Genomic DNA, 22,235 nt, shown 5'->3' on the forward strand with positions numbered 1-22,235 from the left:
ATTCTTTTTTTGATCAGCAGCTAGCTTATATATGTTTTAATAAGTCCATGTTTTAAAAAACTTTTGAGCACAGGCTCTGCCTAATTGATGCAACTCCTCTTGCCTTTCCTTTGTTAAGGAGAATTCTGTTACTGCGATTCCTTCTGTTGGAATAAAAATAATATTTTTGGCATGTTTTCTGGAAATATACCGGGAGTCATGGGCATCTTTCATCGTTTCAAACATGGCTCCAAATAACTGTATTGCATTACGAATTACATGTCTCGGATGTTCTGCAATATGATGCCTTACTGATATCCCTAATACTGGTCTTGTTTTCAGAATATTTTCCTGGTCAAACAGCCACATAGGAAAATTGCTTAAAACCCCTCCATCCACAATAATGCTCTTATTAGTAGGTGGACCTAATTTTACCGGTTCAAAAAAATAAGGTAAACTGCAGCTCATTCTAATTGCTTTTGCCACAGAAAAACGCTGTGGGTTAATTCCATATTTAGGGAGATCATCTGGCAAAACTAACAGTACTCCATTGGTAATGTCGGAGGCAATAACTCTTAAAGTTTGTGGAGGCAAATCAGCAAATGTACGTATACCTTTTGCTGCTAATTTTTCTTCCAGCCATTTCTCCAATGCATTGCCTTTATATAAGCCCAATTTCCAATAAACAAATAACCATTTGGCTAATGGAAAAGGAATCAAAAGTTTTCGCGCATCCATAAATAGAGCTAAGTCCAATTCTTCGAGCAACTCCTTTATCTCCTTGCTTGAATAATTTGCAGCAACAAAAGCCGCAACAATTGAACCTGCACTTGTACCTGCCAGCCTTGTAAACTTTAATCCCTTTTCCTCCACGACTTCATATGCACCGATTAATGCTAGACCTTTGATTCCACCGCCTGAAAAAACCCCGTCTATGTACATAAAGTCACTCTCCTTATAATTCGTGCATTGATACACTTTAAGCGAGTGAGACAAAAAATAGTACTTGGATTTATAATTTGTTTATTTCTAGACGTTTTACCCATACATAGTCCAATCTTTGCACATAAACTATTGTTGTATAAAAAGAAAAATGAGGAGGGCATTACAATGAATCAATCACTCTATTTGCATGAGGAAGTTAGAAGACCCATTGGAAGACCTGGTTTCGGAAGACCCGGATTTGGAAGACCTGGATTTGGAAGACCTGGTTTCGGAAGACCTGGTTTCGGAGTAGGCTTAGGTTTTCTAGGTGGGCTAGCAACAGGGGCATTATTATCACCAGGATATGGATATTCTCCATATTATGGATATCCCCCATATTACGGATATCCTCCATATTACGGATATCCACCGTACTATGGTTATTAATTAAATACAAAATCGAACAATAAGAAAAATTGTTTTTTATAAATAGCTGAAGTGTTATGACAAAAAAAACAGAAAGCTGGCATTTCCCAACTTTCTGTTTTTTATACTGTAAAGAATTTTACGTAAAGTAAGCAACTTCTGCATATGGGAAAAATTCTGCAATATAGCCACGAAGTGTTCCTTCTAAATCCTTCGCTTCATCATCTTTATATACATACTTGCCTATTCCATATCGTCCCCATTTATATTTGCGCTTTTCTTCATCCATTTCTAGTTTTGTTTTTGGATATCTTTTTGCAATTACTTTTTTGGCTGGTTTTGTGAACCGATGCTGAATCATTTCAAATGTCAAATCTTCAATTACAGTATCTTTTAGACTTTCTGATAAGCGCTGAAATAATTCATAATATCCTTCTTTCCAGTCTTCATGCAAATAAATGGGGGCGACAATAAATCCTAGCGGATAGCCTGCATTGGCTACTTTTCTTGCAGCTTCCAATCGCTCATCAAAACTAGAAGTGCCAGGCTCAAAATTTTTAATGACATATCTGGAATTGACACTGAAACGAAATCTTGTTTTGCCATTATGTTTTGCATCTAATAGATGATCCACATGATGATATTTTGTTACAAACCGGAGCCTTCCTGTTTCTGATTTTCCAAAATGCTCAATGGCTTTTTTTAGGGAATGGGTTAAATGATCAATGCCAACAATATCAGAAGTACAAGCTGCTTCAAAACGAGTAATTTGCTCTCCACGCTCTTTCATGTATTCATCTGCTTGTGCAAATATTTCTTCAATGTTTACATATGTTCTAATATACGGTTTGCTGCCAAGTGTAGTTTGCAAATAACAGTAATGGCAATGACCCATACACCCTGTTGCAAGTGGAATAGCATATTCTGCAGAGGGTTTAGAGGTATCAAATTTTAACGTTTTGCGGACTCCAACAACTAAAGTAGATTTAGCATTACGATATTGTTGAAACTCATTATCCCCAGGTATCCCTCTTACTTGATTATGGGAGGTTGTTTCTCTAATCTCTAGTCCCATTTTTTCAAACTTTTCTTTTAGTTCTCTCCCCAAAGGATAGTCTAATGCTTTAGGTTCAATATATACTAATTGCGGAATAAATGGTTTCATAAAGAAAAAGTGCTCCTTTCTTAAACTCTTTTCATTTGCATCATTAAAATGGACTCATACTATTAATGTGGGTTAAAAAAACAAAAAAAGACAGGGAATTATCCCCATCCTCTTGCGTTAACCATTCTTTTACAGGCCACATTTTAATTGTGTATTGCAATTGGAGCAAGTATTGCATCCACCAATTTCCTCTACAATCCCTTTTCGGCATACTGGGCACGTATCGCCAATTTCTGAACCTATTGTTACATTGTTAGAACTTAATTCAGTAATTGTATCTACTAATAAAACATGTGGTTTTGCCGCTTCTTTATCCTTTTTTTCATCATCAAATGTATTTTCTTCTGCTTTTAAGGTTAATACTTGGCTGTCGCGAGAGCCATCTACATAAACCGTTCCACCCTTTGCGCCTCCTTTGTATAATCTTTCATATACCTTCTGCACTTGTTCAACGCTATAGCCTTTAGGAGCATTAACTGTTTTACTGATAGAACTGTCAATCCATCTTTGAATGATGCATTGAACATCTGCATGTGCTTTTGGAGATAAATCCATTGCAGCTACAAACCAACTTGGCAAGTTATTTGGATCTGCATCAGGGTTATTATCTAAATATTCTTGTACAATATCTGCTTTCACTTCAATAAATTTGCCAAGTCTGCCACTGCGGAAATAGGAGAAAGAAAAATATGGTTCCAATCCTGTTGACACGCCAACCATTGTTCCTGTACTTCCCGTCGGAGCAACCGTCAATAAATGCGAATTGCGAATACCGTATTTTAAAATATCTTCGCGAAGTTCCTTTGGCATTTTTTTCATAAATCCTGTTTGAATAAACGCTTGTCTTAGTTTCATTTCTGTTTCTTCTGTTTCTGCCGTAAGGAATGGGAAGCTTCCTTTTTCTTTTGCCAGTTCTACAGAAGCTTTGTATGCTGTAGTCGCAATTGTTTCAAATACTTGATCGACTAATACATTGCCTTCTTTTGAACCATACTCCGTTTCACAGTAAATGAGCAAGTCATGCAGCCCCATAACACCTAAACCAACACGACGTTCTCCAAGTGCTTGTTTTTTATTCTCTGCAAGGAAATATGGTGTTGCGTCTATAACGTTTTCTTGCATGCGAACGCCAATCTCCACTGTTTGCTTCAGCTTTTCAAAATCTACTGTTTTTGTTTTTTTGTCTGCCATTTCAGCCAAATTAACTGCTGCAAGATTACATACACTAAATGGTGCGAGTGGCTGCTCACCGCAAGGATTTGTTGCGACCACTTTTTGTCCGTAGCTCGTCGCATTTGTCATTTCATTTGCATTATCAATAAAGAAAATTCCTGGTTCTGCTGAATATGTTGCACAAATATTAATTAAGTTCCATAGCTCTTTCGCTTTTGTTTTTCTATAAACGCGTACACCTAATCCTTTTGCTTGCCATTCTCTCACATCACCAGATTTATGCCACTCTGTATTGTAATACTCCATTTCCTCCGGCGTATAGCTTTCGACATCAGGGAATCTTAGTTCATACTCTTCATCCTTATCCACTGCATCCATAAATTCTTTTGTTAAGCATACAGAAATGTTCGCACCAGTTAAAAATTCTGATTGATGCACGGAAAAATTCCCGCCCACTGCTAGTTTTTCTTCCGCTTCCTGCATCACTGCATCATTAAAACCGCCTTGTCCAGGAATATTTTTATAGAGAAGAAGGCCTTCGTACATTTCCTTTTCTTGATGGGAAAGAGGAGTGAATTTTAATTTTTCTTTTGCATATTTTTTTATCGTTTCATCTTGTGTGTTTTCAATTAAAAAACGCAAGATGCGCGGATTTTGCATTTTTGAAATAATAAACTCCACAATATCTGGGTGCCAATCACTAAGCATAATCATTTGAGCTCCGCGACGACTTCCGCCCTGCTCCACTAAATGAGTCAATTTAGCAATATCATCAAGCCAAGATACAGAACCTGATGACTTACCGTTTACGCCTTTTGCAAGAGTATTGCGTGGTCTTAATGTCGATCCATTTGTACCAACACCACCGCCACGGCTCATAATTTCCATTACTTGCTTACGATGTTCGGAAATTCCTTCTCTTGAATCTTGTACAAATGGCATGACATAGCAATTGAAATAAGTAACATCTGTACCTGCACCTGCACCATATAATACGCGCCCAGCTGGAATAAAGTTTAGATTCACTAGTTCTTGATAAAACTTTTGGAACCATTCTTTTCTTTTTTCTTCTGTTTTTTCCACAGATGCCAAACCTGTTGCATTTCTTTTCGCAATTTGTTCATAGAAGATTTCTAGCGGCTTTTCAATTACATCTAATGAACGAAGGATAACGCCAGTTTCTCCTTCTTCGCCTTCTAATACACCTCTAAACTCTTCTTCTACCACAACACTTGCCATCTTTGCTTCATAGTTGATTTCTTGGATAAAGCCTAAACCTCTTGCTGGAAATTCCGGATCTTCTTTAATCGTTAATACAACAAAATCCCCACTAGAAAGCGTCGTCTTTTTTGTATCCTTAAATGTATAGCGATCAAGCATTACAAGACGGGAAACACCCTTATATACAGTTTTCATATCTGAGGTTATGGGATGAACCTCTGGAAATAATTTAATGTCTTCATTTAACTTTTCAATACTAATTTTTATATCTTGCTTGATCATAATTGACATGCACACAACCCCTTTGGATTTTTCACCATATTTAATAAAACTTTTTTATAACTATATTTAAACAAATAGAAAGACTGCCGATAAAAAGTAATCGAACAGTCTAAGATGTCTAACATGAAATGAAGTAAGATGATACTAGTTATAAAAGACTTCGTATCTATCAATTTCCTTTTTATATGGAGTAACTATATTTAAATTAACATATCAAAAAATCAAAATCAATATATAGTGTTTAAAATTAATTACCAAACAATATATAGTGTTTTTTATTTGAACTTCATTTGTCAAACGAGGAAAAAAAGGAGATTTGCAAGAAGAATAGAGAGAGTAGCAGATAGAAGCATAAAAAGAACAAAAATCCGTCATTTTCCATGCTTACATCTTAAACATTAAGATATACCAGTGACCTAAAGATATTTTTTCCACATAAGCAGGAAAAAAATATTTTCAGACAAAACAAAATATCAGATATTCGATATTGTTTATGCGCTCAATAAACAAAGGCTGTTTTCTAAAAGATTGTTGTTTTTCGGATAGTTTCTATGAGTAAATCCAGAGTTAAAACAGGTGGATTGGAGTGAGAGGTGCGAGACTCCTGTGGGATTAGCGGAACAGGTGAGACCCCGCAGTTCACAGCCTGAAGAGCCCCATGGAAAGCGAGCATCCCTTCACTGCAATCAACCGACTCCTTTAAAAGCAACAAAGTTTATGAAAACATCCTAAACAAAAGAGTGCCCTTAAAAAGCACTCTATAAAACAGAAACTGCTATCTTCATTTATCTGCGAAAATTCCATTCATCATTTTCGTATCTTTCTTTTGCTAGCTTATCGACATATTTCACTTGCTCTTCTGTTAATTCATATGACTCTAGATGAATATCCAATCCCTCTTCAAAGCCCTTTTTAAAAGCAACTTTTGCCATATCAAGTGTAATTTCCTTTGAAGTTAAGCTATTTATCGCAACCGCTTTTTCTTTAAAAGCTTTTTGCATTCTTTCTTTTACACGTTCATTCGAATATTTAAACAACTGAAATAATTTATCTTCATCTAAATCTAAAAGAATAGAACCATGCTGCAAAATGACCCCTTTTTGTCTTGTTTGCGCACTTCCTGCTACCTTTCTTCCTTCTACCACTAATTCATACCAGCTTGGCGCATCAAAACAAACAGCAGAACGAGGATTTTTCAAGCTGTTTTTTTGCTCTTCTGTTTTTGGTACGGAAAAATAAGCATCTAATCCTAGTAGATGAAACCCTCTTAAAATCCCCTCTGAAATCACTCTATATGCTTCTGTAACAGTTTTCGGCATATCTGGATAATCTTCTGAAACAATAACACTGTATGTTAATTCATGTTCATGAAGGACCCCTCTTCCGCCTGTTGGTCTTCTAACAAAACCTAGATTAAGCTCCTTTACCGCATCCATGTTTATTTCTTTTTCTACTTTTTGAAAATAGCCAATGGAAAGCGTTGCTGGGTCCCAACCATAAAACCGTATAACAGGGGGAAATTCACCAGTAGAGTGCCATTCTAATAACGCTTCGTCCAGCGCCATATTAAAAGCAGGCGAACGTTTGCCAGTATCGATAAATCTCCAAGTTTCTTTTGCCATTTAAACCCCTTCTTTACAATAATCTTATGTACTTAAAACCAAGTTATAAGTCTACCAAAAAGTAGATAGGATGAAAAGCAATCAGGCTTTTCTTCCATAAATTTCAATTTATTTTTCTATATAATATTAAATGCTCGCTAATATTAACAATAACTACTTTTAAAAGTTTCTTCATTCGAAAAGTATTCTCTTTACTAGTATCACGTTTCGCTTATATAATAGAAGAAGTGTATGTAATGGAAAGGAGAATGAGCATTGGAAGCGATTTATACTCTTCTAATAGCAATTGCAGCATTTATCATCTATTCTGTGATAATGTGGCTGTATCAACGTAGAATAGTAAAAACAGTAACAGAGGAAGAATTCCGCCAAGGATATAGAAAGGCACAACTAATAGATGTAAGAGAGCCAAATGAATTTGACGCAGGCCATGTTTTAGGTGCTAGAAATATTCCTTTATCTCAACTAAAAATGCGCCAAGGAGAAATTCGTCCAGATAAACCAGTATATCTATACTGCCAAAATGGCATGCGGAGTGGAAGAGCAGCTCAAACGCTTCATCGCAAAGGCTATAAAGAGCTTACACAGCTGCAAGGCGGATTTAAGAAATGGTCTGGAAAAGTGAAAATTAAAAATTAATATTGATTTACTATATAAAAAGAGGGGGGTACACAAATTATCCTCCCTCTTTTTTGCGTGCAAAATTTTTCTCGTCACAAAAAATGTATGCACTTATAAAATGGTTAGAAAACAACAAGCTCTGGGATTATATAGGAAGCAAAAGAAATCTAGCTAGGAAGAAACTTGCCCGGTAAAGCCCAATTGATTCAATTAATAATCAGCGAGGGAACTCCCCTCGCTGATTGTTAGTTTCACTTTATATAACGCAATACTGGTTTCCGTGCAGCCAACGTCTCATCTAATCGACCAATTACGGTTGTATGAGGTGCTTCTTGCACAATTTCTGGTGTTTCCTCTGCTTCTTTTGCGATCTGAATCATCGCATCAATAAATTGGTCTAATGTTTCTTTTGATTCGGTTTCAGTCGGTTCAATCATGATACATTCTTCTACATTAAGGGGGAAGTAGATAGTTGGTGGATGATAGCCGAAATCTAAAAGTCTTTTGGCTATATCCAATGTACGGACACCCAACTTCTTCTGGCGTTTTCCGCTTAATACAAATTCATGCTTGCAATGACGGTCAAATGGCAGATCATAAAATTCTGCTAATCTTCTCATCATATAATTAGCATTTAATACCGCATTTTCGGTTACCGCTTTTAAACCATCTGGGCCCATGGAGCGGATATACGTATAAGCGCGAACATTAATCCCAAAATTCCCATAAAAAGGTTTAACTCGGCCAATTGATTGTGGACGATCATAGTCAAAACTATATTCATCGCCAATTTTTACGATAACAGGCTTCGGTAAAAATGGAATCAAATCTGCTTTTACTCCTACTGGGCCTGACCCTGGACCTCCGCCGCCATGAGGTCCTGTAAAAGTCTTATGCAGGTTTAAATGAACAACATCAAATCCCATATCTCCTGGTCTAGCTTTTGATAAAACGGCATTTAAATTAGCACCATCATAATATAATTTTCCGCCGGCACTATGAACAATTTCGGCCATTTCTAAAATATTTTCTTCAAATAAACCTAACGTATTTGGATTTGTTAACATCAGTGCAGCCGTATCTTCTCCAACCACTCTTCTTAAATCTGCTAAGTCTACTAAACCATGCTCATTTGACTTTACTGTTATTGTTTCTAAGCCTGCAACTGTTGCTGATGCTGGGTTTGTACCATGAGCAGAGTCAGGAACAATAACTTTGGTGCGGTGAATATCACCGTTTGCTGCATGGTATGCACGAATCATCATAAGTCCCGTCCATTCCCCATGAGCTCCTGCTGCTGGCTGCAGTGTCACTTCATCCATCCCTGTTATTTCTGTTAAATGCTCTTGCAAATCGTACATCAGCTCCAATGCACCTTGAATAGAGCTTTCTTCTTGTAATGGATGAATATTGGCAAAACCTGTGAATCTTGCGACATTCTCATTAATCTTTGGATTATATTTCATCGTACAAGAACCTAATGGATAAAACCCAGAATCCAAACCGTGGTTTCTTTTTGATAAAGCTGTATAATGGCGCATAATATCCAACTCAGAAACCTCTGGCAACTCTGGATTTTCTTCCCTTACATAATCAGTTGGCAAAAGATCTTCTAACGGAAGTTCCGGCACATCCATTTCAGGGAGACTGTATCCAATACGCCCAGGTGTACTGCTTTCAAATATAAGTGCTACTTCTTGATTATGCATGGTAATCCTCCAATTCTTTTACAAATTCATCGATTTCCTCTTTTGTTCTTAATTCTGTTACAGCTACAAGCATATGATGATCAAGATTGTCATAATCCCTGCCTAAATCATATCCACCTATGATTCCTTTTTGCAGAAGTTCTCGATTAATTGCAGAAACCGACGCCTTACAATTGACAACAAACTCATTAAAAGAATGACCATCAAAGGCGATTTCAAAGCCAGCTTCTTTAAATTTTTTTTTTGCATATGCTGACTTTTGTAGGTTGCTGATTGCCATTTCTTTTACTCCATGTTTTCCAAGTGCTGTCATGGCAACAGAAGCAGCTAGTGCATTTAAAGCTTGATTAGAACAAATATTAGATGTGGCCTTATCTCTGCGGATATGTTGTTCCCTTGCTTGCAAAGTCAAAACAAAGCCTCTTTTTCCTTCATCATCTACTGTTTGCCCAACTAAACGCCCTGGCACTTTACGCATCAATTTAGATGTTACAGCAAAATAACCGCAATGTGGTCCACCAAATCCTTGAGGAATGCCAAAGCATTGAGCATCTCCTACAACAATATCCGCATTAAATTTTCCTGGTGGTGTTAAAATGCCTAATGCTAATGGATTGCTGGAAACAACAAACATTCCTTTATCCGCATGAATAATTTCTTCTAGCTCTTTTAACGGTTCAATTCTCCCAAAGAAGTTAGGATACTGAATCATCACAGCTGCAACCTCTTTGCCCATCATTTCTTTTAGCGCATCAATATCTGTCACACCATTATTATGAGGGATTTCCACTACCTCAATATATTGGCCTTTAGCATATGTTTTCACAACTTCCTTTGCTTCTGGATGAACGGTACTCGATACAAGTATTTTTTTTCTTTTTGTCGCACCTGCACTTAACATCCCTGCTTCAGCTAAAGCTGTTGGGCCATCATACATGGAAGAGTTTGCTACATCCATGCCAGTAAGCTCGCAAATCATCGTTTGAAATTCAAAAATTGCTTGCAGTTCACCTTGTGAAATTTCTGGCTGATAAGGAGTATATGCTGTATAAAACTCAGAACGTGAAATAACATGATCCACAATGACAGGAGAATAATGATCATATACACCTGCACCTAAAAAAGAAACATTTGATTTAGCATCCGCATTTTTTGTTGCTAATCTGCTTAATTCTTTTAATAGTGCAAATTCATCTTTAGCCGGTTTAATATTGTATTCTCCTTGAAAACGAACACTTTCTGGAATATCTGTAAAAAGTTTATCAACAGAATTTACCCCAATCGTTTCTAACATTGCTTTTTTATCTTCAATCGTCATTGGTAAATAGCGATGTTTCATCCTATTAAACTCCTCCTACTATTTAATTTGTTCTTTTATAAAATGGAGTGGCTACTACTTTTGCTTTTACATATTTCCCTCTAATTTCGATTTCCACTTCCTGATCTAACTTTGCATATTCTGTATTTAATAGAACTAACCCAATGTTTTTCTTTAGCGTTGGAGATTGTGTTCCTGTTGTTACTTCCCCAATCAGTTCTCCATTTGCATAGACTTTATAGCCATGTCTTGGAATTCCTCTGTCTATCATTTCTATACCAACAAGCTTTCTAGCAATCCCATTTTCTTTTTGCGCTACTAATGCAGATTTCCCGATAAAATCTGCTTCTTTATTTAATTTAACTGCAAAGCCGATACCTGCTTCTAACGGCGAAATACTTGCTGATAATTCTTGCCCATAAAGTGCAAGTGTTGCTTCAAAACGAAGAGTGTCTCTTGCCCCTAATCCACAAGGAATAATGCCCTCTTCTTTCCCAGCTGCAAGAATCTCCTGCCATAACTCCCCTGCATCCTTGCTGTCACAATAAATTTCAAATCCATCTTCTCCTGTATATCCTGTACGAGACAACAACACTTCCTTGTCAGCAAGATTTTGTTTTTGATGGAATTGAAAATAGCCGATTGCACTTAAATTAATATCTGGGTTTATTTTTTTAATAACTTTTCCAGCTAATGGTCCTTGAAGAGCCAATTGTGCGTAACATTCTGACAAATTAACTAATTCAACTTCCCCTTCTACATGTTCTTTGAGCCAATTAAAATCTTTTTCGATATTAGAGGCATTAACTACCAATAAATAATGGTCATCCGCTAATTTATATGTAAGCAAATCATCGACGGTTCCGCCATTTTCATAGCACATGGCAGCATATTGTGCTCCACCATTTTTAATTTTTGCGATGTCATTTGTTAACATTTTTTGTAAAAATCTCAAACTTTCTTTTCCTTTTACTTCTATTTCCCCCATATGAGAAACATCAAATAAACCAGCTTTTGTTCTTACCGCCTCATGCTCCTCTTTTATACTTGAAAATTGTACAGGCAAATCCCAACCACCAAAATCGATCGTTTTTCCGCCATATTGTTTATAAAAAGGAAATAATGGTGTCCGCTTTAACTCCGTCATATTAATCGCTCCTTTTCTTTTATTTTTCTATGAAACTTTTTAGTGAGGATTCGTTCCTTTAAAAAAGGCCGCAAAAAAAGGACATAACCCTCCCTTATAAAAAGTTAGGGTCTCTGTCCTTGCACCTGAAAGTTTACCGAAAATCTCGGCTGTCCCCTTTGGTGGCCGACTCTCTAAAAAAAGAGAATACAGCACTCTCCAGAGCTGCGTCAAAATAGAGTTCTTTTGCCTGAGAGATTCACAAAATAAATTGTTTGCTCCTTCGGCGCCACATACGTAGTCTCTCCCCTATTTCTCATCCGCATTTATAAAATTATTTTCAATGGGCCATACTATTACTATCTATATTTTCACATACTAGCTTTATGATCTTAATAAATAGTATTTAAATCACTATTTTCACCAAATAAACACGATCATTCCAAGGGAAAACTCATAAAATGTTCATATTTTAGTAATTAAATAAATATAATGCGAAGAATTTCAAAACTTTTAACAACTTAATCCTAACATCCTAATAAAAAACAGGCAACTACTTTTTTTCATTTTGCAAGATAATTTCAAATAGATAATTTATACAATATATTCCGTCTATTTTTATATAGCGTCTGTGTTTAGAAAATAAATTTCTTTTCTATATACAAAAAAGCAAATCTAACAGAAAGGAAGAACAAGATGACAATTTCAATTAACTTTGAACCTTCATGGAATGAAGGAATGATGAAAAGAATGGATGATGATGGTCCATGGGCAAATTGGGAATTATATAAACTTGCTCTAGAAATTGAACAGCAAACGATTATTCCTGAGTTCGAAGGATTGCAAGCTCCCAAACATTTATCAGATTTAACTCCACTTCCCCATCAGTTAGAAGTTGCAAAAAAAGTAATTGAAGACATGAACGGCAAAGCAATATTAGCAGATGAAGTAGGTCTTGGAAAAACGATTGAAGCAGGATTGATTCTAAAAGAATACATGATTCGAGGGCTTGTAAAAAAAGTGCTTATATTAGTGCCTGCGTCCCTTGTCACACAATGGGCAATGGAATTAAATACAAAATTTTTTATTCCCGCTGTCATTCAACGGAAAAGCTATGTATGGGAACAAGCAGATATCGTAGTATCTTCGATTGATACAGCAAAAAGAGATCCGCATAAAGATATTATCTATAATCAAGACTATGATTTAGTAATTATTGATGAAGCCCATAAATTAAAAAATAATAAAACTAAAAACTATGAATTTGTGCAAAACTTAAAAAAGAAGTTCTGTCTATTGCTGACTGCGACACCTATTCAAAACCGCATAAGTGAAATATTCAACCTGGTTTCTTTATTGAAACCAGGACATTTAGGCAATGAAGCAACATTTTACGAAAAATATAAAAAAGATGCCCGCTCTATTAATGATGATGAGCATTTAAAGGAACTAGTCAATAAAGTGATGATCCGCAATAGAAGGCAAGACACTGGCATTGAATGGACAAAACGCATTGTCGAAGCTATAACTATTGAATTTTCTAAAGAAGAGAAAGAACTATATGATAGTATTTTAAACGTAAAAAATACGGATGCTACGGAAGAAAGCAGAAGTTCTTTTTCGATGATTACCCTGCAAAGAGAAGCATGCAGCTCAAGAGAAGCCGTCTACTATACATTGCAGAACATGCTAAAAAAAACAGAACAGCCAACTGATGCAGTACTGCAAAATATTCGTTTTTTAATGAAAAAGGTAGAAGCTGTTCAAAGTAATTCAAAAGCAGAAAAAGCCTTAGAATTAATCAAAAAAATAGATGATAAAGTTATTATTTTTACAGAGTACCGGGCCACACAATTATATCTGCAATGGTTTCTTAAACAACACGGAATCACGTCGGTTCCTTTTCGCGGCGGCTTTAAGAGAGGGAAAAAAGATTGGATGAGAGATTTATTTCAAAATCATGCTCAAGTACTTATTGCAACAGAAGCCGGCGGCGAAGGGATCAACCTGCAGTTTTGCAATCATATCATCAACTTTGATCTGCCTTGGAATCCAATGCGGCTAGAACAAAGAATCGGAAGAATTCACCGATTAGGACAAGAAAAAAATGTGATGATTTATAATTTTGCTATAAAGGATACTGTAGAAGACCATATTTTAAAATTATTATATGAAAAAATTCATTTATTTGAAAAAGTGGTCGGCGATCTTGATGATATTTTAACAAAATTAGATTTTGGCAAAATGGACGACCATATGATGGATATATTTTCTCATTCTCGTACAGAAGGTGAAATGAAAATTAAAATGGATAATTTAACAAGCATGATTGAATTTGCCCAAAGCTTAAAGGAAGGTGAAAGTAATGAAGCAAGAGGAAATACATCAATTTCTTGAACGTTTTTTCTTAGCAAATGACTGCGAGATACTAGAAAACAAACAAGGGTATTTAATAGTGCAGTTAACCATTGACCTTGACAAAGAACTGATGAATCGACCATTTTATTGGCATTATCTTGAAAAAACAGGCGGTGTTCCAAATCCAGCCAAGTTAACACTGATTACAAACCCAACCATTGCTCCAAAAGATATAAAAGGGGAGCTAATCCACTTTGGATCCCCGCGATTACACCAGTTATTTGCATGCGCAAAAAAATTATCCGGCTATATCCGTTTATATGAAAATAGAGAAGGCAAAGCTCAAGAGCATACTGCATTAAAACCTTGGATTAACATTAATATGAAAATATCTTATCAATGTGATCGAAAACGAGATATTTTTCGTTCTATTGGTTTGCAGCTAATCAATGGGCAAATTGTCGATGATTTTCAATCAAAATTAGAAAAATTGCCATTAGCAGCAAAAATTCCTGATTTCGCCTTCACCTTATCACCGCTTATTATGCCAAAAAGCGGCATAACAAGAATTGAAAATACCGTAAAACAAGATTTGCTAAAAGAAGATTATACATGGGCAGAAGAGGCAAAACAAAGATGGGCAAAAGATTTACGTCTATTAGAACACTTCTATGAAGAGATGGAGGACTACTCAGAAAGCCTAGAAACAGAAAAATTAGCCCTTCAAGAACAATATGAGCCGAAAATAAATATCTCTATTATAAATGGAGGACTCTTTTATTTAACTTCTGAGGCTATTTGAACTACTCACCACTTAACAACCTTACGGTGTGTTGGAAGTGGGAGATTCCTAAGAACACCAGCGTAACCGCTAGTTATGGATTAGGCTAGCCCCGTAGTTCCTACGGTTAGAAGTCTTTTATTGCTTCCTTTTGGAGATTTTGCCCTGCGTTCCTATCTCGATCGTGAGAGGCGCCACAAGAAGGGCAATCCCATTCTCGAAGATTTAGATTCTTCACCTCTTTATTTTGGTAGCCGCAGCACGAACATAGCTGAGAACTAGCGAATGTTTTAGCCATAGCCATGACTTGTCTGCCATACCATTTTGCTTTGTACTCTACCATCGTTCTGAATGTTGTCCAAGATGCTTCGCTAATTACTTTGGCTAGTTGGTGGTTTTTCAGCATATTCGATACTTGCAAATCTTCTATGCCAATGACATCGTGGTTTTGGATGATGTTGGTAGAGATTTTTTGCAAGTAATCTATTCGTGCATTCGTGATTTTTTCATGAAGACGCGCCACTTTTCGTTTTTGTTTCTGATAATTTTCCGCTTCTTCTAATAGACATTTTCGTTTTAAAGCCACTTGTTGTCGTCTGGAAAGAATCCGTTGTGCCTCCGCCAATTTCTTTTCCCCTGTACGAAACCATGACTTCACCAGTGGAAAGGATGGCAAAGTCTTTTAATCCAACATCTACCCCAACAGAGGATCCAGTTTTAGGTAATTCCCGGACTTCTGTTTCTACCAAGATAGACACAAAATAGTTACCGCTTGGATGACGTCTAACCGTAGCGCTTACGATACGACCTTTTACTTCCCGACTTTTGGCAAAGCGAACAAGACCTAGTTTAGGCAATTTAATTTTGTGGGCGACAACGGCAATATTCCCGTTCGTATGCTTCGTTGTATAGGATTGTACGGGATTCTTTTTCGACTTAAATCGTGAGGCTTGGTTTTGTTTCTGGAAGAATCGAGTATAGGAATCAGCTAGGTTTTGGAGGGAGGATGGAAGAGCTGTGCTGTCTACTTCTTTTAACCATACTAATTCTTTTTTTAAGGATGGCAATGGAGAAGAACAAGCCTTATAGGTTAATCCTTTGCTCGTTTCTGTGTAAGTATCCTTCCATTCTGTTAAAAAATGGTTGAACACAAAACGGGCACAGCCGATAGTTTCAGCAATCAGTATTTCCTGTTTCCGGTTTAGATAGATACGAAATTTATAGGCTTTATGAACCAACATTGCTGTTTTCCTCCTCTCCTCTTATTATAACAAGTTAGAAAGGGGAAAAACAGAAAAAGAACATATGATCTTTTTTTCAGGTGAAAAAGATAAGGGAGGATACTATCCTCTCATCGATTCCCTTCATACAGCCCTCGAACAGTCGGACTATCCAGCTAGGAAACCCACCCATCCCTTATTCATCTCCACCTTACTCATCGGATTATCCCCTTCTCCTTCCTTGAAGATGGAGTCTTCTCGCCTATTAAAGATAAAAAAGGCTTATTAGTATAGCGCTCTTTAAAAAAGCGTTTATCTAATAAGCCTTTTTCATTAATGTTTTCTTCGTCTCGATTTTTTGACACTATAGCTAATGGCATATGGTAAAATGCCAAACCACCTGAGCATAAAAGGTTCTTTATGATCTTTTTTTTCTTTTTTTAATTGTTTTCGCTGATCTTTCGGCTGATCCATATATTGCACAAATGTTTGCGTTAAATATTTTACATAATCATTTGTATTCATCACAATACTCCCTGACTTTTTACTTACATCATAGCCAGTAAGAAAACAAAGTATTCTTCCATCATTTTGTTTTCTCTATCCACCTCGTCATTTTATGCTGCTCGATATTAAAATAACTAATCGCGTTTATTTGATAATTTGGCGCTGCTGTTAACATATAGTCGACCTTTTCCTCTGTTTGCGAATATTTTTGAATGGTATATTGAACCGTCCCATGATTATACATATATTTTCCTGCTTTCGATTCAATTTCTGGATTAGCTAATTTCCCTTCGATATCTTTTACCGTGTTCATTAAATAATAGTCATTTCTGTACTGTACTTTTGTTTCTTCTAATATCTTTTTTTTATTGAGATAAAAATCTGTCATGGCAACAAAAAAAATCATAAATAAAAGAAATACACAAAATGTAATAGGATAAATGAATCCACATTCACGACGAATCATCTATATCCCCCTCAAAGATTTAAATAAGACCGCACTTCAACTTCTTTCTGCTGCATATATTGATCTTTCACCATAACTTTCACTCCATTAGCAATAGCAGAGAAATTAATCGTTTCTATCCCTTGCAAAACTACTTCATGCCCAGATACATTAACCCTTCTGCGAATTTTATTAGAATACCATTCATATTGGATGTTTTCTCCATCAATATAAAGCAGCAGCTTATTTTGCTCTACATCTATACTCTCTGACATCCTTACTTCCTTTTTTAATTGTTGAGCAAAAATTTCCCATTCAATATTTTGCAATTGTTTTTCTATTGGTTGCACGTTGAGGATAATTTGAAGAAAAAAAGGCAAAAAGGAGACAATTATCAAAAAAATAAATAAAGAAAACAGCATATCTAATAAAATAAAGCCCTTTTTATTTATAATAGATTTCACAAAAAAATTGCTTTCTTTGAAAATTATTTTCATAATAAATGCATACCTCCTTTTCTGTGTTCCATTTGATCTGATAGAGAATACCTTCTTTTTTTATATAAAAGTTATCCTTTTTCTTATCCTCTACAAGCATTCCTTCTAAATGTTCATATAATACTTGAGTAGCCAATTTTTCTTCATCCAATTGCTTCAGTTGTTTAAGCAATTGGGTGTATGCGGGAATAAAAAAGAGGCACATCAGAAACAAAACGGTTAGAGCCAAAAACATTTCAGGAAGTGAAAATCCTTTACCATTTCGTAACATAAAATCTACCTTGGCCAATCTGAATCGTTAGCGTGTATTTTTTTTCGTCTATCGAAAACGGATATGTAGCAAATTTGCTCATATTCCCATTAGGCAAGATAGAAAAATTAAAAGAAACACGATCCTCATTAATGACTATTGTTTCGTCATATTTGCGGTAAATAATCTCTCCTGTTGCAATGTCCCCTTTAATTGCATACTCTTTTTTTGATGGAGTAAATTGAACATACATTCTCATTTGATGGGAAAGTGCATAACTTTGAGCATAAAATAAATCAGCTTGCAGCTGGGTAAAAAAAGTGTTTCCTTTTACCATCTCCATTTGTGGTTTAAATACAAGAAACGATAAAGAGAGTAAAATCATAAAAATAGACAATGCCACCATCATTTCCAGTAACGTAAATCCTTTTTCATTTATCATGGTGCACTTTGAGCTGTTACAGTGCCATTTGTGCTAATTGCGATAGCATCTCCATTAGGACAAGTTGTTTGCCCCTCCTGCAAATACCCTTCCTCTGCAAGAGATGCTGCCGTTTCTGGATATTTCTTTTTGTCCATATAGTAGGACTGCACTTCTGCTTGAACCATTTTTATAAATGCATCACAGCCGGTTGTGTTAATTTTCGAATTATGTTTTGTTACATTTGGAATCGTAATTAAAAGCAGAATGGAAATGACCAATAGTACAATCATCATTTCAATTAATGTAAATCCCTTTTCATTTTTCATTTTTTTCTCCTTTCAAAACCCATCTAACAGTTGGAACATCGGCAATAACACCGCCAAATAAATGGAAATAATCAATAATCCTACAAATCCATAAAGGCACGGCTGCACCAATTTTATTGTTTTATTAATTTTTTTCTCTAATGTATTTATACAGAAACTACTAAAAAAAGCGAGTTCTTGATCTAACTTGCCATTTTCTTGTCCATGCTTCAAAATTTTCATTAATTCTTTTTCTAAAAATACAATGGCCTCAAAAGCAGTTTCCAATCTTTCTCCCGTTTTTAACTCTTCAATGACAAATGTACCAATCTCTTTATATAAAAGCTGCTGTTTATTTTGCTGAAAAAATTGCAGGCTTTCATAAATAGAAAAGCCGCCTGAAAGCAAATAACTTAGTTGTTGGGTTATTGTATGAGTGTAATAAAGGGAAAAGTAACTTCCGATAAAGGGGATTTTGGTATAGAGTCTGCTTTTGGTCATACTGTCCATCTTTTTTATTTTCAAATGATAATAAAACAATAATGCGATACAAAAAAGCAGCAAAACAATACAAATAATTGGAAGCATTTTTCCTGCACCAATAATAAACAACATAAAGAGATTGCGTTTTAAATCCATGGATAAAAAAAGCGCAGTAAATTTCGGCAATAAGATCTGCTGTACAAATCCGAACAATACAGCGGTAAATGCCATGAGAAAAAGGGGATAATAGAGGATTTTTTTTAATTTGGCCACTGTTCGCTGCCTACTTGTCATCATGCTGCCTGCATCTTGAAATGCTATAGCAAAACCACCATGCTTTTCTGCAAAAAAGACATAGCTTATCAACTGCACATTAAATTGGAGCTTAATCAAATTTTCATAAAATGATTCCCCTCCTTGCAATGATCCAATACACGCGCGAATTTCTTCCTGTTTATTAAATGGCAAATAATATAAAGTTGATTGCACTGCTTCTGCTAAGCTATAACCTCTCGCAAGCAATTCACCAATATTCATTAAAAACATCGCCTGCTCATCAAGTGACCATTTATTCTTTTTCATAGTCAAATACCCAGCGTTCATATTCTTCTTCTTTAATAAATCCCAGTGCAATGCCTTTATTAATATTTTGTGCCAAAGTTTTATAGATTTTTTCCTTTCCTTGCGATGCTCCTCTTAAAATGCTCATAATAGTTTTGCCTGTAATAATTTCAAATACACTGGCTCTTTTTAAACGCTCGCTTACGCTAAAGCAATAGGGAGAACATTCTCCATCACAAAAGGGACAGACTAACTCTACTAATCGCTGTGCCGTTACGGCAATTAATGTTTGTTCAATTTCCTGCTTTTGAATGCCAAATTCCATTAAACGACCAATCGCTCCTTTTGCATCCCTTGTATGCATGGTGGTAATGACCAAATGGCCTGTTAGTGCTGCTCTAATCGCAATTTCTGCCGTTTCACCATCCCTTATTTCACCGACCATGATAATATCAGGATCATGTCTAAGGATTGCTTTTAAACCTGTTGAATACGTGATTCCAGCCTTTTCATTGACTTGAATCTGCAGCACATTTTCTTGAGGCCTTTCAATAGGGTCTTCTAAACTGATGACATTCCTGTGATAAAGGTGAGCATTTTCATTTAATAAAGAATATAATGTAGTTGTTTTGCCCGATCCAGTCGGTCCTGTGAAAATCACCAGCCCATGAGCATGCTTTAATAATGCAATGAGCTTTCTTGAAGTTTCTGGGAAAAGACTAATATAGTGAATGGGAATGTCATTTTTCTCTTGAAGAATCCGGATAACTAAACTTTCGTGGGGAGAGGATGGCAGTGTAGAAAAGCGCAAGCCAATTTTTTGATCTTTTAGTTTAAGGGAATAAGCGCCATTTTGAGGCCGCCTCCTTTCTCCAATATCCATAGAGGCTGTAAACTTAAAATGCGAAATTAATTTGTCACATTGCTTAGGAGGAAGGATAAATTTTGTGTGGAGTTTATTTGAAATGCGAAATTGGAGCAGGGATCCTTGGGGCTTTGGAATAATATGAATATCTGTTGCCTCATCTTCCACCGCCTCCCGAATAATGCGGTTAGCTAAAGCTTCAATTGATATCACCTTACATAGTGCACCACCTTTCATTTATTTACTAAGATTATTTCGGCCAATTTCTTTTATCTCCTGCTTGCTCTTTCTTTTTTTCTAAACAATTTTGGAGAGAGTTCATCAATTTGTCAAAATTCACATTAACTTTTCCTAATTTAGTGCCTTATCCATAAAACAGAAAAAGCTCTGTAGCCTCAAGGCACTTCTTATATATATTAAACTATTTATTACAATACACTAAAAAGATGGCTCCAAACAAAATTCTTGTTGGTTAGAGCCATCTTTTCTTTTATTTTCCGAAGAAACAATTAACGGACTATCCTATTATCTTTACATTTTCCTATTAATATCCTTATCTATCGGAACACGTTTTCCAATACCAAAAGCAAAAAAACTTAAGACCACTATAATTAAAAAAATAATTCCTGCAACAAGGGATATCCTTGTATCCTCATTTATCCACATTCCAATCAAAACAAAAATTAAAAAGGCAATCGTTAAGTAGTTCGTAAACGGTGCAAAAGGCATTTTAAATGGATGATCCGCCATTTTTTCCGCATTTGCTTTTCTAAAGCTGATTTGACTGATTAAAATAACAAACCATGGAACCATTCCAGGAAGCACACTTGCACTATATACATAAACAAATAGATTTTCTGGTGCGATAAAGCTTAAAATCACCCCAATTGCTAAACCGATCAGTACACCAAATGTACTGAATAGCGGAACACCGTTAGAAGAAAGTTTCGTAAAAAACTTAGGTGCTTGTCCATTCATTCCGAGGGTATAAAGCATTCTCCCCGCACTATAAATTCCGCTATTGCACCCAGACATTGCTGCTGTAATAACAACAAAGTTGATAATCCCCGCGGCAGCTGTAATGCCGATTTTTGCAAATGTTGCTACAAATGGACTGCCAATTGATTGAAGCTCATCCCATGGGTACACTGTTACAATAACAAAAATTGCACCAATATAAAAAATTAAAATCCGCCAAATAATGCTTTGAATGGCATTTCTTAATGTTTCTTTAGGATTTTTTGCTTCTCCAGCTGTAATCCCAATCAGTTCCACCCCTTGGTAAGCTCCAATAACAAGAGAAAGTGCAAAGAAAAATCCAGTCCACCCCCCTGTAAAAAAGCCTCCATTTTTCCAGAGATTAGAAAACCCAATAGCATTGCCGTCATTGCCGACACCGAATAAAATAAGCCCCAATCCTGCGATGATCATTAAAATAATGGTGACAATTTTTATCATAGCAAACCAAAATTCCAATTCCCCAAACGACTTAACAGAAATTAAATTTGCTAAACCTAAAATCAATAATGCAATAACGCCTGGTATCCATGCTGGCAAATCAGGAAACCAATATTTCATATACGCCCCAACAGCGATAATTTCTGACATTCCAACAATAACCCATTGAAACCAGTTGCTCCATGCAGTCATATAGCCTGCCAATGGATGGATGTATTTATGGCCAAATGTAGCAAAAGAACCTGCACTTGGCTCAAGATAAAGCATTTCTCCCATTGCACGCATAATAAAAAAAATAAAAATTCCTGTCATTGCATAAGCAAGCATCACAGATGGACCAGTCCATTTTATAGTGCTCGCTGATCCCATAAATAGACCAACGCCAATTGTTCCCCCTAGAGCGATCATTTGTATATGACGTGCCTCTAGCCCCCTGCTTAATTTTTCATTTGTCATTTTTTCCATTTCCTCCTTGCAATACTCAGAAGCAGTCTTCTCTTTTATAGGATTGGATT

The 22,235-nt window shown here is 36.0% G+C and carries 19 protein-coding genes, 1 pseudogene and 1 riboswitch; of the genes and pseudogenes, 4 read left to right on the forward strand and 16 right to left on the reverse strand.

What is annotated here, in order from left to right; all coding sequences use genetic code 11:
* Positions 1 to 36: 36 nt before the first annotated feature.
* Positions 37 to 921, reverse strand: coding sequence for a patatin-like phospholipase family protein (locus CWS01_RS00255; RefSeq protein ID WP_101174976.1), 885 nt, complete (start codon positions 919 to 921; stop codon positions 37 to 39).
* A 168-nt stretch (positions 922 to 1,089) separates the two neighbouring features.
* Here CWS01_RS00255 and CWS01_RS22845 point away from each other — a divergent pair, with 168 nt between their 5' ends.
* Positions 1,090 to 1,350 carry a hypothetical protein gene (locus tag CWS01_RS22845; RefSeq protein WP_101174977.1) on the forward strand — a complete coding sequence of 87 codons (261 nt, stop codon included), beginning with the start codon at positions 1,090 to 1,092 and terminating at the stop codon, positions 1,348 to 1,350.
* A 118-nt stretch (positions 1,351 to 1,468) separates the two neighbouring features.
* Here CWS01_RS22845 and splB read toward each other — a convergent pair whose 3' ends face one another.
* The 3 genes from splB to CWS01_RS00275 form a co-directional block, all read right to left on the reverse strand.
* Complete coding sequence (splB, locus tag CWS01_RS00265) at positions 1,469 to 2,494, reverse strand: spore photoproduct lyase (protein WP_101174978.1); 1,026 nt, start codon at positions 2,492 to 2,494, stop codon at positions 1,469 to 1,471.
* A 129-nt stretch (positions 2,495 to 2,623) separates the two neighbouring features.
* Positions 2,624 to 5,179 carry a vitamin B12-dependent ribonucleotide reductase gene (locus CWS01_RS00270; RefSeq protein WP_101174979.1) on the reverse strand — a complete coding sequence of 852 codons (2,556 nt, stop codon included), beginning with the start codon at positions 5,177 to 5,179 and terminating at the stop codon, positions 2,624 to 2,626.
* A gap of 776 nt (positions 5,180 to 5,955) precedes the next feature.
* Positions 5,956 to 6,792: a lipoate--protein ligase family protein gene (locus CWS01_RS00275; protein WP_101174980.1), complete on the reverse strand. Its 837-nt coding sequence runs from the start codon at positions 6,790 to 6,792 to the stop codon at positions 5,956 to 5,958.
* 315 nt (positions 6,793 to 7,107) lie between these two features.
* Here CWS01_RS00275 and CWS01_RS00280 point away from each other — a divergent pair, with 315 nt between their 5' ends.
* Entirely contained in the window at positions 7,108 to 7,431 is a 324-nt protein-coding gene (locus CWS01_RS00280) for a rhodanese-like domain-containing protein (protein WP_407938516.1), read from the forward strand.
* Between the two features lie 233 nt (positions 7,432 to 7,664).
* On the opposite strand, the gene gcvPB is transcribed toward CWS01_RS00280, so the two are convergent.
* From gcvPB to gcvT, 3 genes are read right to left on the reverse strand one after another with little or no spacing between them, the layout of a single operon-like run.
* Positions 7,665 to 9,122 (reverse strand): aminomethyl-transferring glycine dehydrogenase subunit GcvPB, encoded by a 1,458-nt coding sequence (gcvPB, locus tag CWS01_RS00285; RefSeq protein WP_101174982.1) that lies wholly within the window; start codon positions 9,120 to 9,122, stop codon positions 7,665 to 7,667.
* On the reverse strand, positions 9,115 to 10,461 hold the full coding sequence (gene gcvPA, locus CWS01_RS00290) for an aminomethyl-transferring glycine dehydrogenase subunit GcvPA (RefSeq protein ID WP_101174983.1): 1,347 nt from the start codon (positions 10,459 to 10,461) through the stop codon (positions 9,115 to 9,117). The genes gcvPB and gcvPA overlap by 8 nt, the downstream gene beginning before the upstream one ends.
* A 22-nt stretch (positions 10,462 to 10,483) precedes the next feature.
* Positions 10,484 to 11,587, reverse strand: a complete 1,104-nt coding sequence (gcvT, locus tag CWS01_RS00295) for a glycine cleavage system aminomethyltransferase GcvT (protein WP_101174984.1) — start codon at positions 11,585 to 11,587, stop codon at positions 10,484 to 10,486.
* 207 nt (positions 11,588 to 11,794) lie between these two features.
* Positions 11,795 to 11,886: riboswitch (glycine riboswitch) on the reverse strand.
* A gap of 376 nt (positions 11,887 to 12,262) precedes the next feature.
* On the opposite strand from gcvT, the gene CWS01_RS00300 reads away from it, so the two are divergent.
* Together CWS01_RS00300 and CWS01_RS00305 are read left to right on the forward strand one after the other, a co-directional pair.
* Positions 12,263 to 13,963 (forward strand): DEAD/DEAH box helicase, encoded by a 1,701-nt coding sequence (locus tag CWS01_RS00300; RefSeq protein ID WP_101174985.1) that lies wholly within the window; start codon positions 12,263 to 12,265, stop codon positions 13,961 to 13,963.
* Complete coding sequence (locus tag CWS01_RS00305; protein WP_101174986.1) at positions 13,932 to 14,726, forward strand: YqhG family protein; 795 nt, start codon at positions 13,932 to 13,934, stop codon at positions 14,724 to 14,726. Before CWS01_RS00300 ends, CWS01_RS00305 begins: the two co-directional genes overlap by 32 nt.
* A gap of 80 nt (positions 14,727 to 14,806) precedes the next feature.
* Here the strand turns inward: CWS01_RS00305 and tnpB are convergent.
* The 9 genes and pseudogenes from tnpB to CWS01_RS00355 all read right to left on the reverse strand — a co-directional run bounded on the left by tnpB (position 14,807) and on the right by CWS01_RS00355 (position 22,176).
* Positions 14,807 to 15,946 (reverse strand): annotated as a pseudogene (tnpB, locus tag CWS01_RS00310) (IS200/IS605 family element RNA-guided endonuclease TnpB).
* Positions 15,947 to 16,258: 312 nt separating this feature from the next.
* Positions 16,259 to 16,450, reverse strand: a complete 192-nt coding sequence (locus CWS01_RS00315; RefSeq protein ID WP_101174987.1) for a YqzE family protein — start codon at positions 16,448 to 16,450, stop codon at positions 16,259 to 16,261.
* Between the two features lie 61 nt (positions 16,451 to 16,511).
* On the reverse strand, positions 16,512 to 16,898 hold the full coding sequence (comGG, locus tag CWS01_RS00320) for a competence type IV pilus minor pilin ComGG (protein WP_101174988.1): 387 nt from the start codon (positions 16,896 to 16,898) through the stop codon (positions 16,512 to 16,514).
* 11 nt (positions 16,899 to 16,909) lie between these two features.
* Complete coding sequence (comGF, locus tag CWS01_RS00325) at positions 16,910 to 17,374, reverse strand: competence type IV pilus minor pilin ComGF (protein ID WP_101174989.1); 465 nt, start codon at positions 17,372 to 17,374, stop codon at positions 16,910 to 16,912.
* 254 nt (positions 17,375 to 17,628) lie between these two features.
* Positions 17,629 to 18,066 carry a competence type IV pilus minor pilin ComGD gene (gene comGD, locus CWS01_RS00335; RefSeq protein WP_101174991.1) on the reverse strand — a complete coding sequence of 146 codons (438 nt, stop codon included), beginning with the start codon at positions 18,064 to 18,066 and terminating at the stop codon, positions 17,629 to 17,631.
* The gene (gene comGC / locus CWS01_RS00340; RefSeq protein ID WP_101174992.1) at positions 18,063 to 18,374 is read right to left on the reverse strand and encodes a competence type IV pilus major pilin ComGC; all 312 of its coding nucleotides are present in this window, start codon (positions 18,372 to 18,374) and stop codon (positions 18,063 to 18,065) included. The genes comGD and comGC overlap by 4 nt, the downstream gene beginning before the upstream one ends.
* Positions 18,375 to 18,386: 12 nt before the next feature.
* A complete protein-coding gene (gene comGB / locus CWS01_RS00345) occupies positions 18,387 to 19,418 on the reverse strand; it encodes a competence type IV pilus assembly protein ComGB (protein WP_168714346.1) in 1,032 nt (343 codons plus the stop codon).
* Positions 19,405 to 20,475 carry a competence type IV pilus ATPase ComGA gene (gene comGA, locus CWS01_RS00350; RefSeq protein WP_101174994.1) on the reverse strand — a complete coding sequence of 357 codons (1,071 nt, stop codon included), beginning with the start codon at positions 20,473 to 20,475 and terminating at the stop codon, positions 19,405 to 19,407. The genes comGB and comGA overlap by 14 nt, the downstream gene beginning before the upstream one ends.
* 318 nt (positions 20,476 to 20,793) lie before the next feature.
* Complete coding sequence (locus CWS01_RS00355; RefSeq protein WP_101174995.1) at positions 20,794 to 22,176, reverse strand: amino acid permease; 1,383 nt, start codon at positions 22,174 to 22,176, stop codon at positions 20,794 to 20,796.
* Positions 22,177 to 22,235: the final 59 nt, after the last annotated feature.

Origin of the sequence: Niallia nealsonii, from assembly GCF_002835805.1 — a bacterium.
In the GTDB taxonomy this organism is placed as follows: domain Bacteria; phylum Bacillota; class Bacilli; order Bacillales; family Cytobacillaceae; genus Niallia; species Niallia nealsonii.

Coding starts and splice junctions, on each gene's coding strand:
- CWS01_RS00300 (WP_101174985.1), top strand. CDS start 12,263: ATGACAATTTCAATTAACTTTGAACCTTCATGGAATGAAGGAATGATG.
- CWS01_RS00270 (WP_101174979.1), bottom strand. CDS start 5,179: ATGTCAATTATGATCAAGCAAGATATAAAAATTAGTATTGAAAAGTTA.
- CWS01_RS22845 (WP_101174977.1), top strand. CDS start 1,090: ATGAATCAATCACTCTATTTGCATGAGGAAGTTAGAAGACCCATTGGA.
- splB (WP_101174978.1), bottom strand. CDS start 2,494: ATGAAACCATTTATTCCGCAATTAGTATATATTGAACCTAAAGCATTA.
- gcvPA (WP_101174983.1), bottom strand. CDS start 10,461: ATGAAACATCGCTATTTACCAATGACGATTGAAGATAAAAAAGCAATG.
- CWS01_RS00280 (WP_407938516.1), top strand. CDS start 7,108: ATGTGGCTGTATCAACGTAGAATAGTAAAAACAGTAACAGAGGAAGAA.
- CWS01_RS00355 (WP_101174995.1), bottom strand. CDS start 22,176: ATGACAAATGAAAAATTAAGCAGGGGGCTAGAGGCACGTCATATACAA.
- comGF (WP_101174989.1), bottom strand. CDS start 17,374: ATGAAAATAATTTTCAAAGAAAGCAATTTTTTTGTGAAATCTATTATA.
- comGC (WP_101174992.1), bottom strand. CDS start 18,374: ATGAAAAATGAAAAGGGATTTACATTAATTGAAATGATGATTGTACTA.
- gcvT (WP_101174984.1), bottom strand. CDS start 11,587: ATGACGGAGTTAAAGCGGACACCATTATTTCCTTTTTATAAACAATAT.
- gcvPB (WP_101174982.1), bottom strand. CDS start 9,122: ATGCATAATCAAGAAGTAGCACTTATATTTGAAAGCAGTACACCTGGG.
- CWS01_RS00275 (WP_101174980.1), bottom strand. CDS start 6,792: ATGGCAAAAGAAACTTGGAGATTTATCGATACTGGCAAACGTTCGCCT.
- comGB (WP_168714346.1), bottom strand. CDS start 19,418: ATGAAAAAGAATAAATGGTCACTTGATGAGCAGGCGATGTTTTTAATG.
- CWS01_RS00315 (WP_101174987.1), bottom strand. CDS start 16,450: ATGAATACAAATGATTATGTAAAATATTTAACGCAAACATTTGTGCAA.
- comGG (WP_101174988.1), bottom strand. CDS start 16,898: ATGATTCGTCGTGAATGTGGATTCATTTATCCTATTACATTTTGTGTA.
- CWS01_RS00305 (WP_101174986.1), top strand. CDS start 13,932: ATGAAGCAAGAGGAAATACATCAATTTCTTGAACGTTTTTTCTTAGCA.
- comGD (WP_101174991.1), bottom strand. CDS start 18,066: ATGATAAATGAAAAAGGATTTACGTTACTGGAAATGATGGTGGCATTG.
- CWS01_RS00255 (WP_101174976.1), bottom strand. CDS start 921: ATGTACATAGACGGGGTTTTTTCAGGCGGTGGAATCAAAGGTCTAGCA.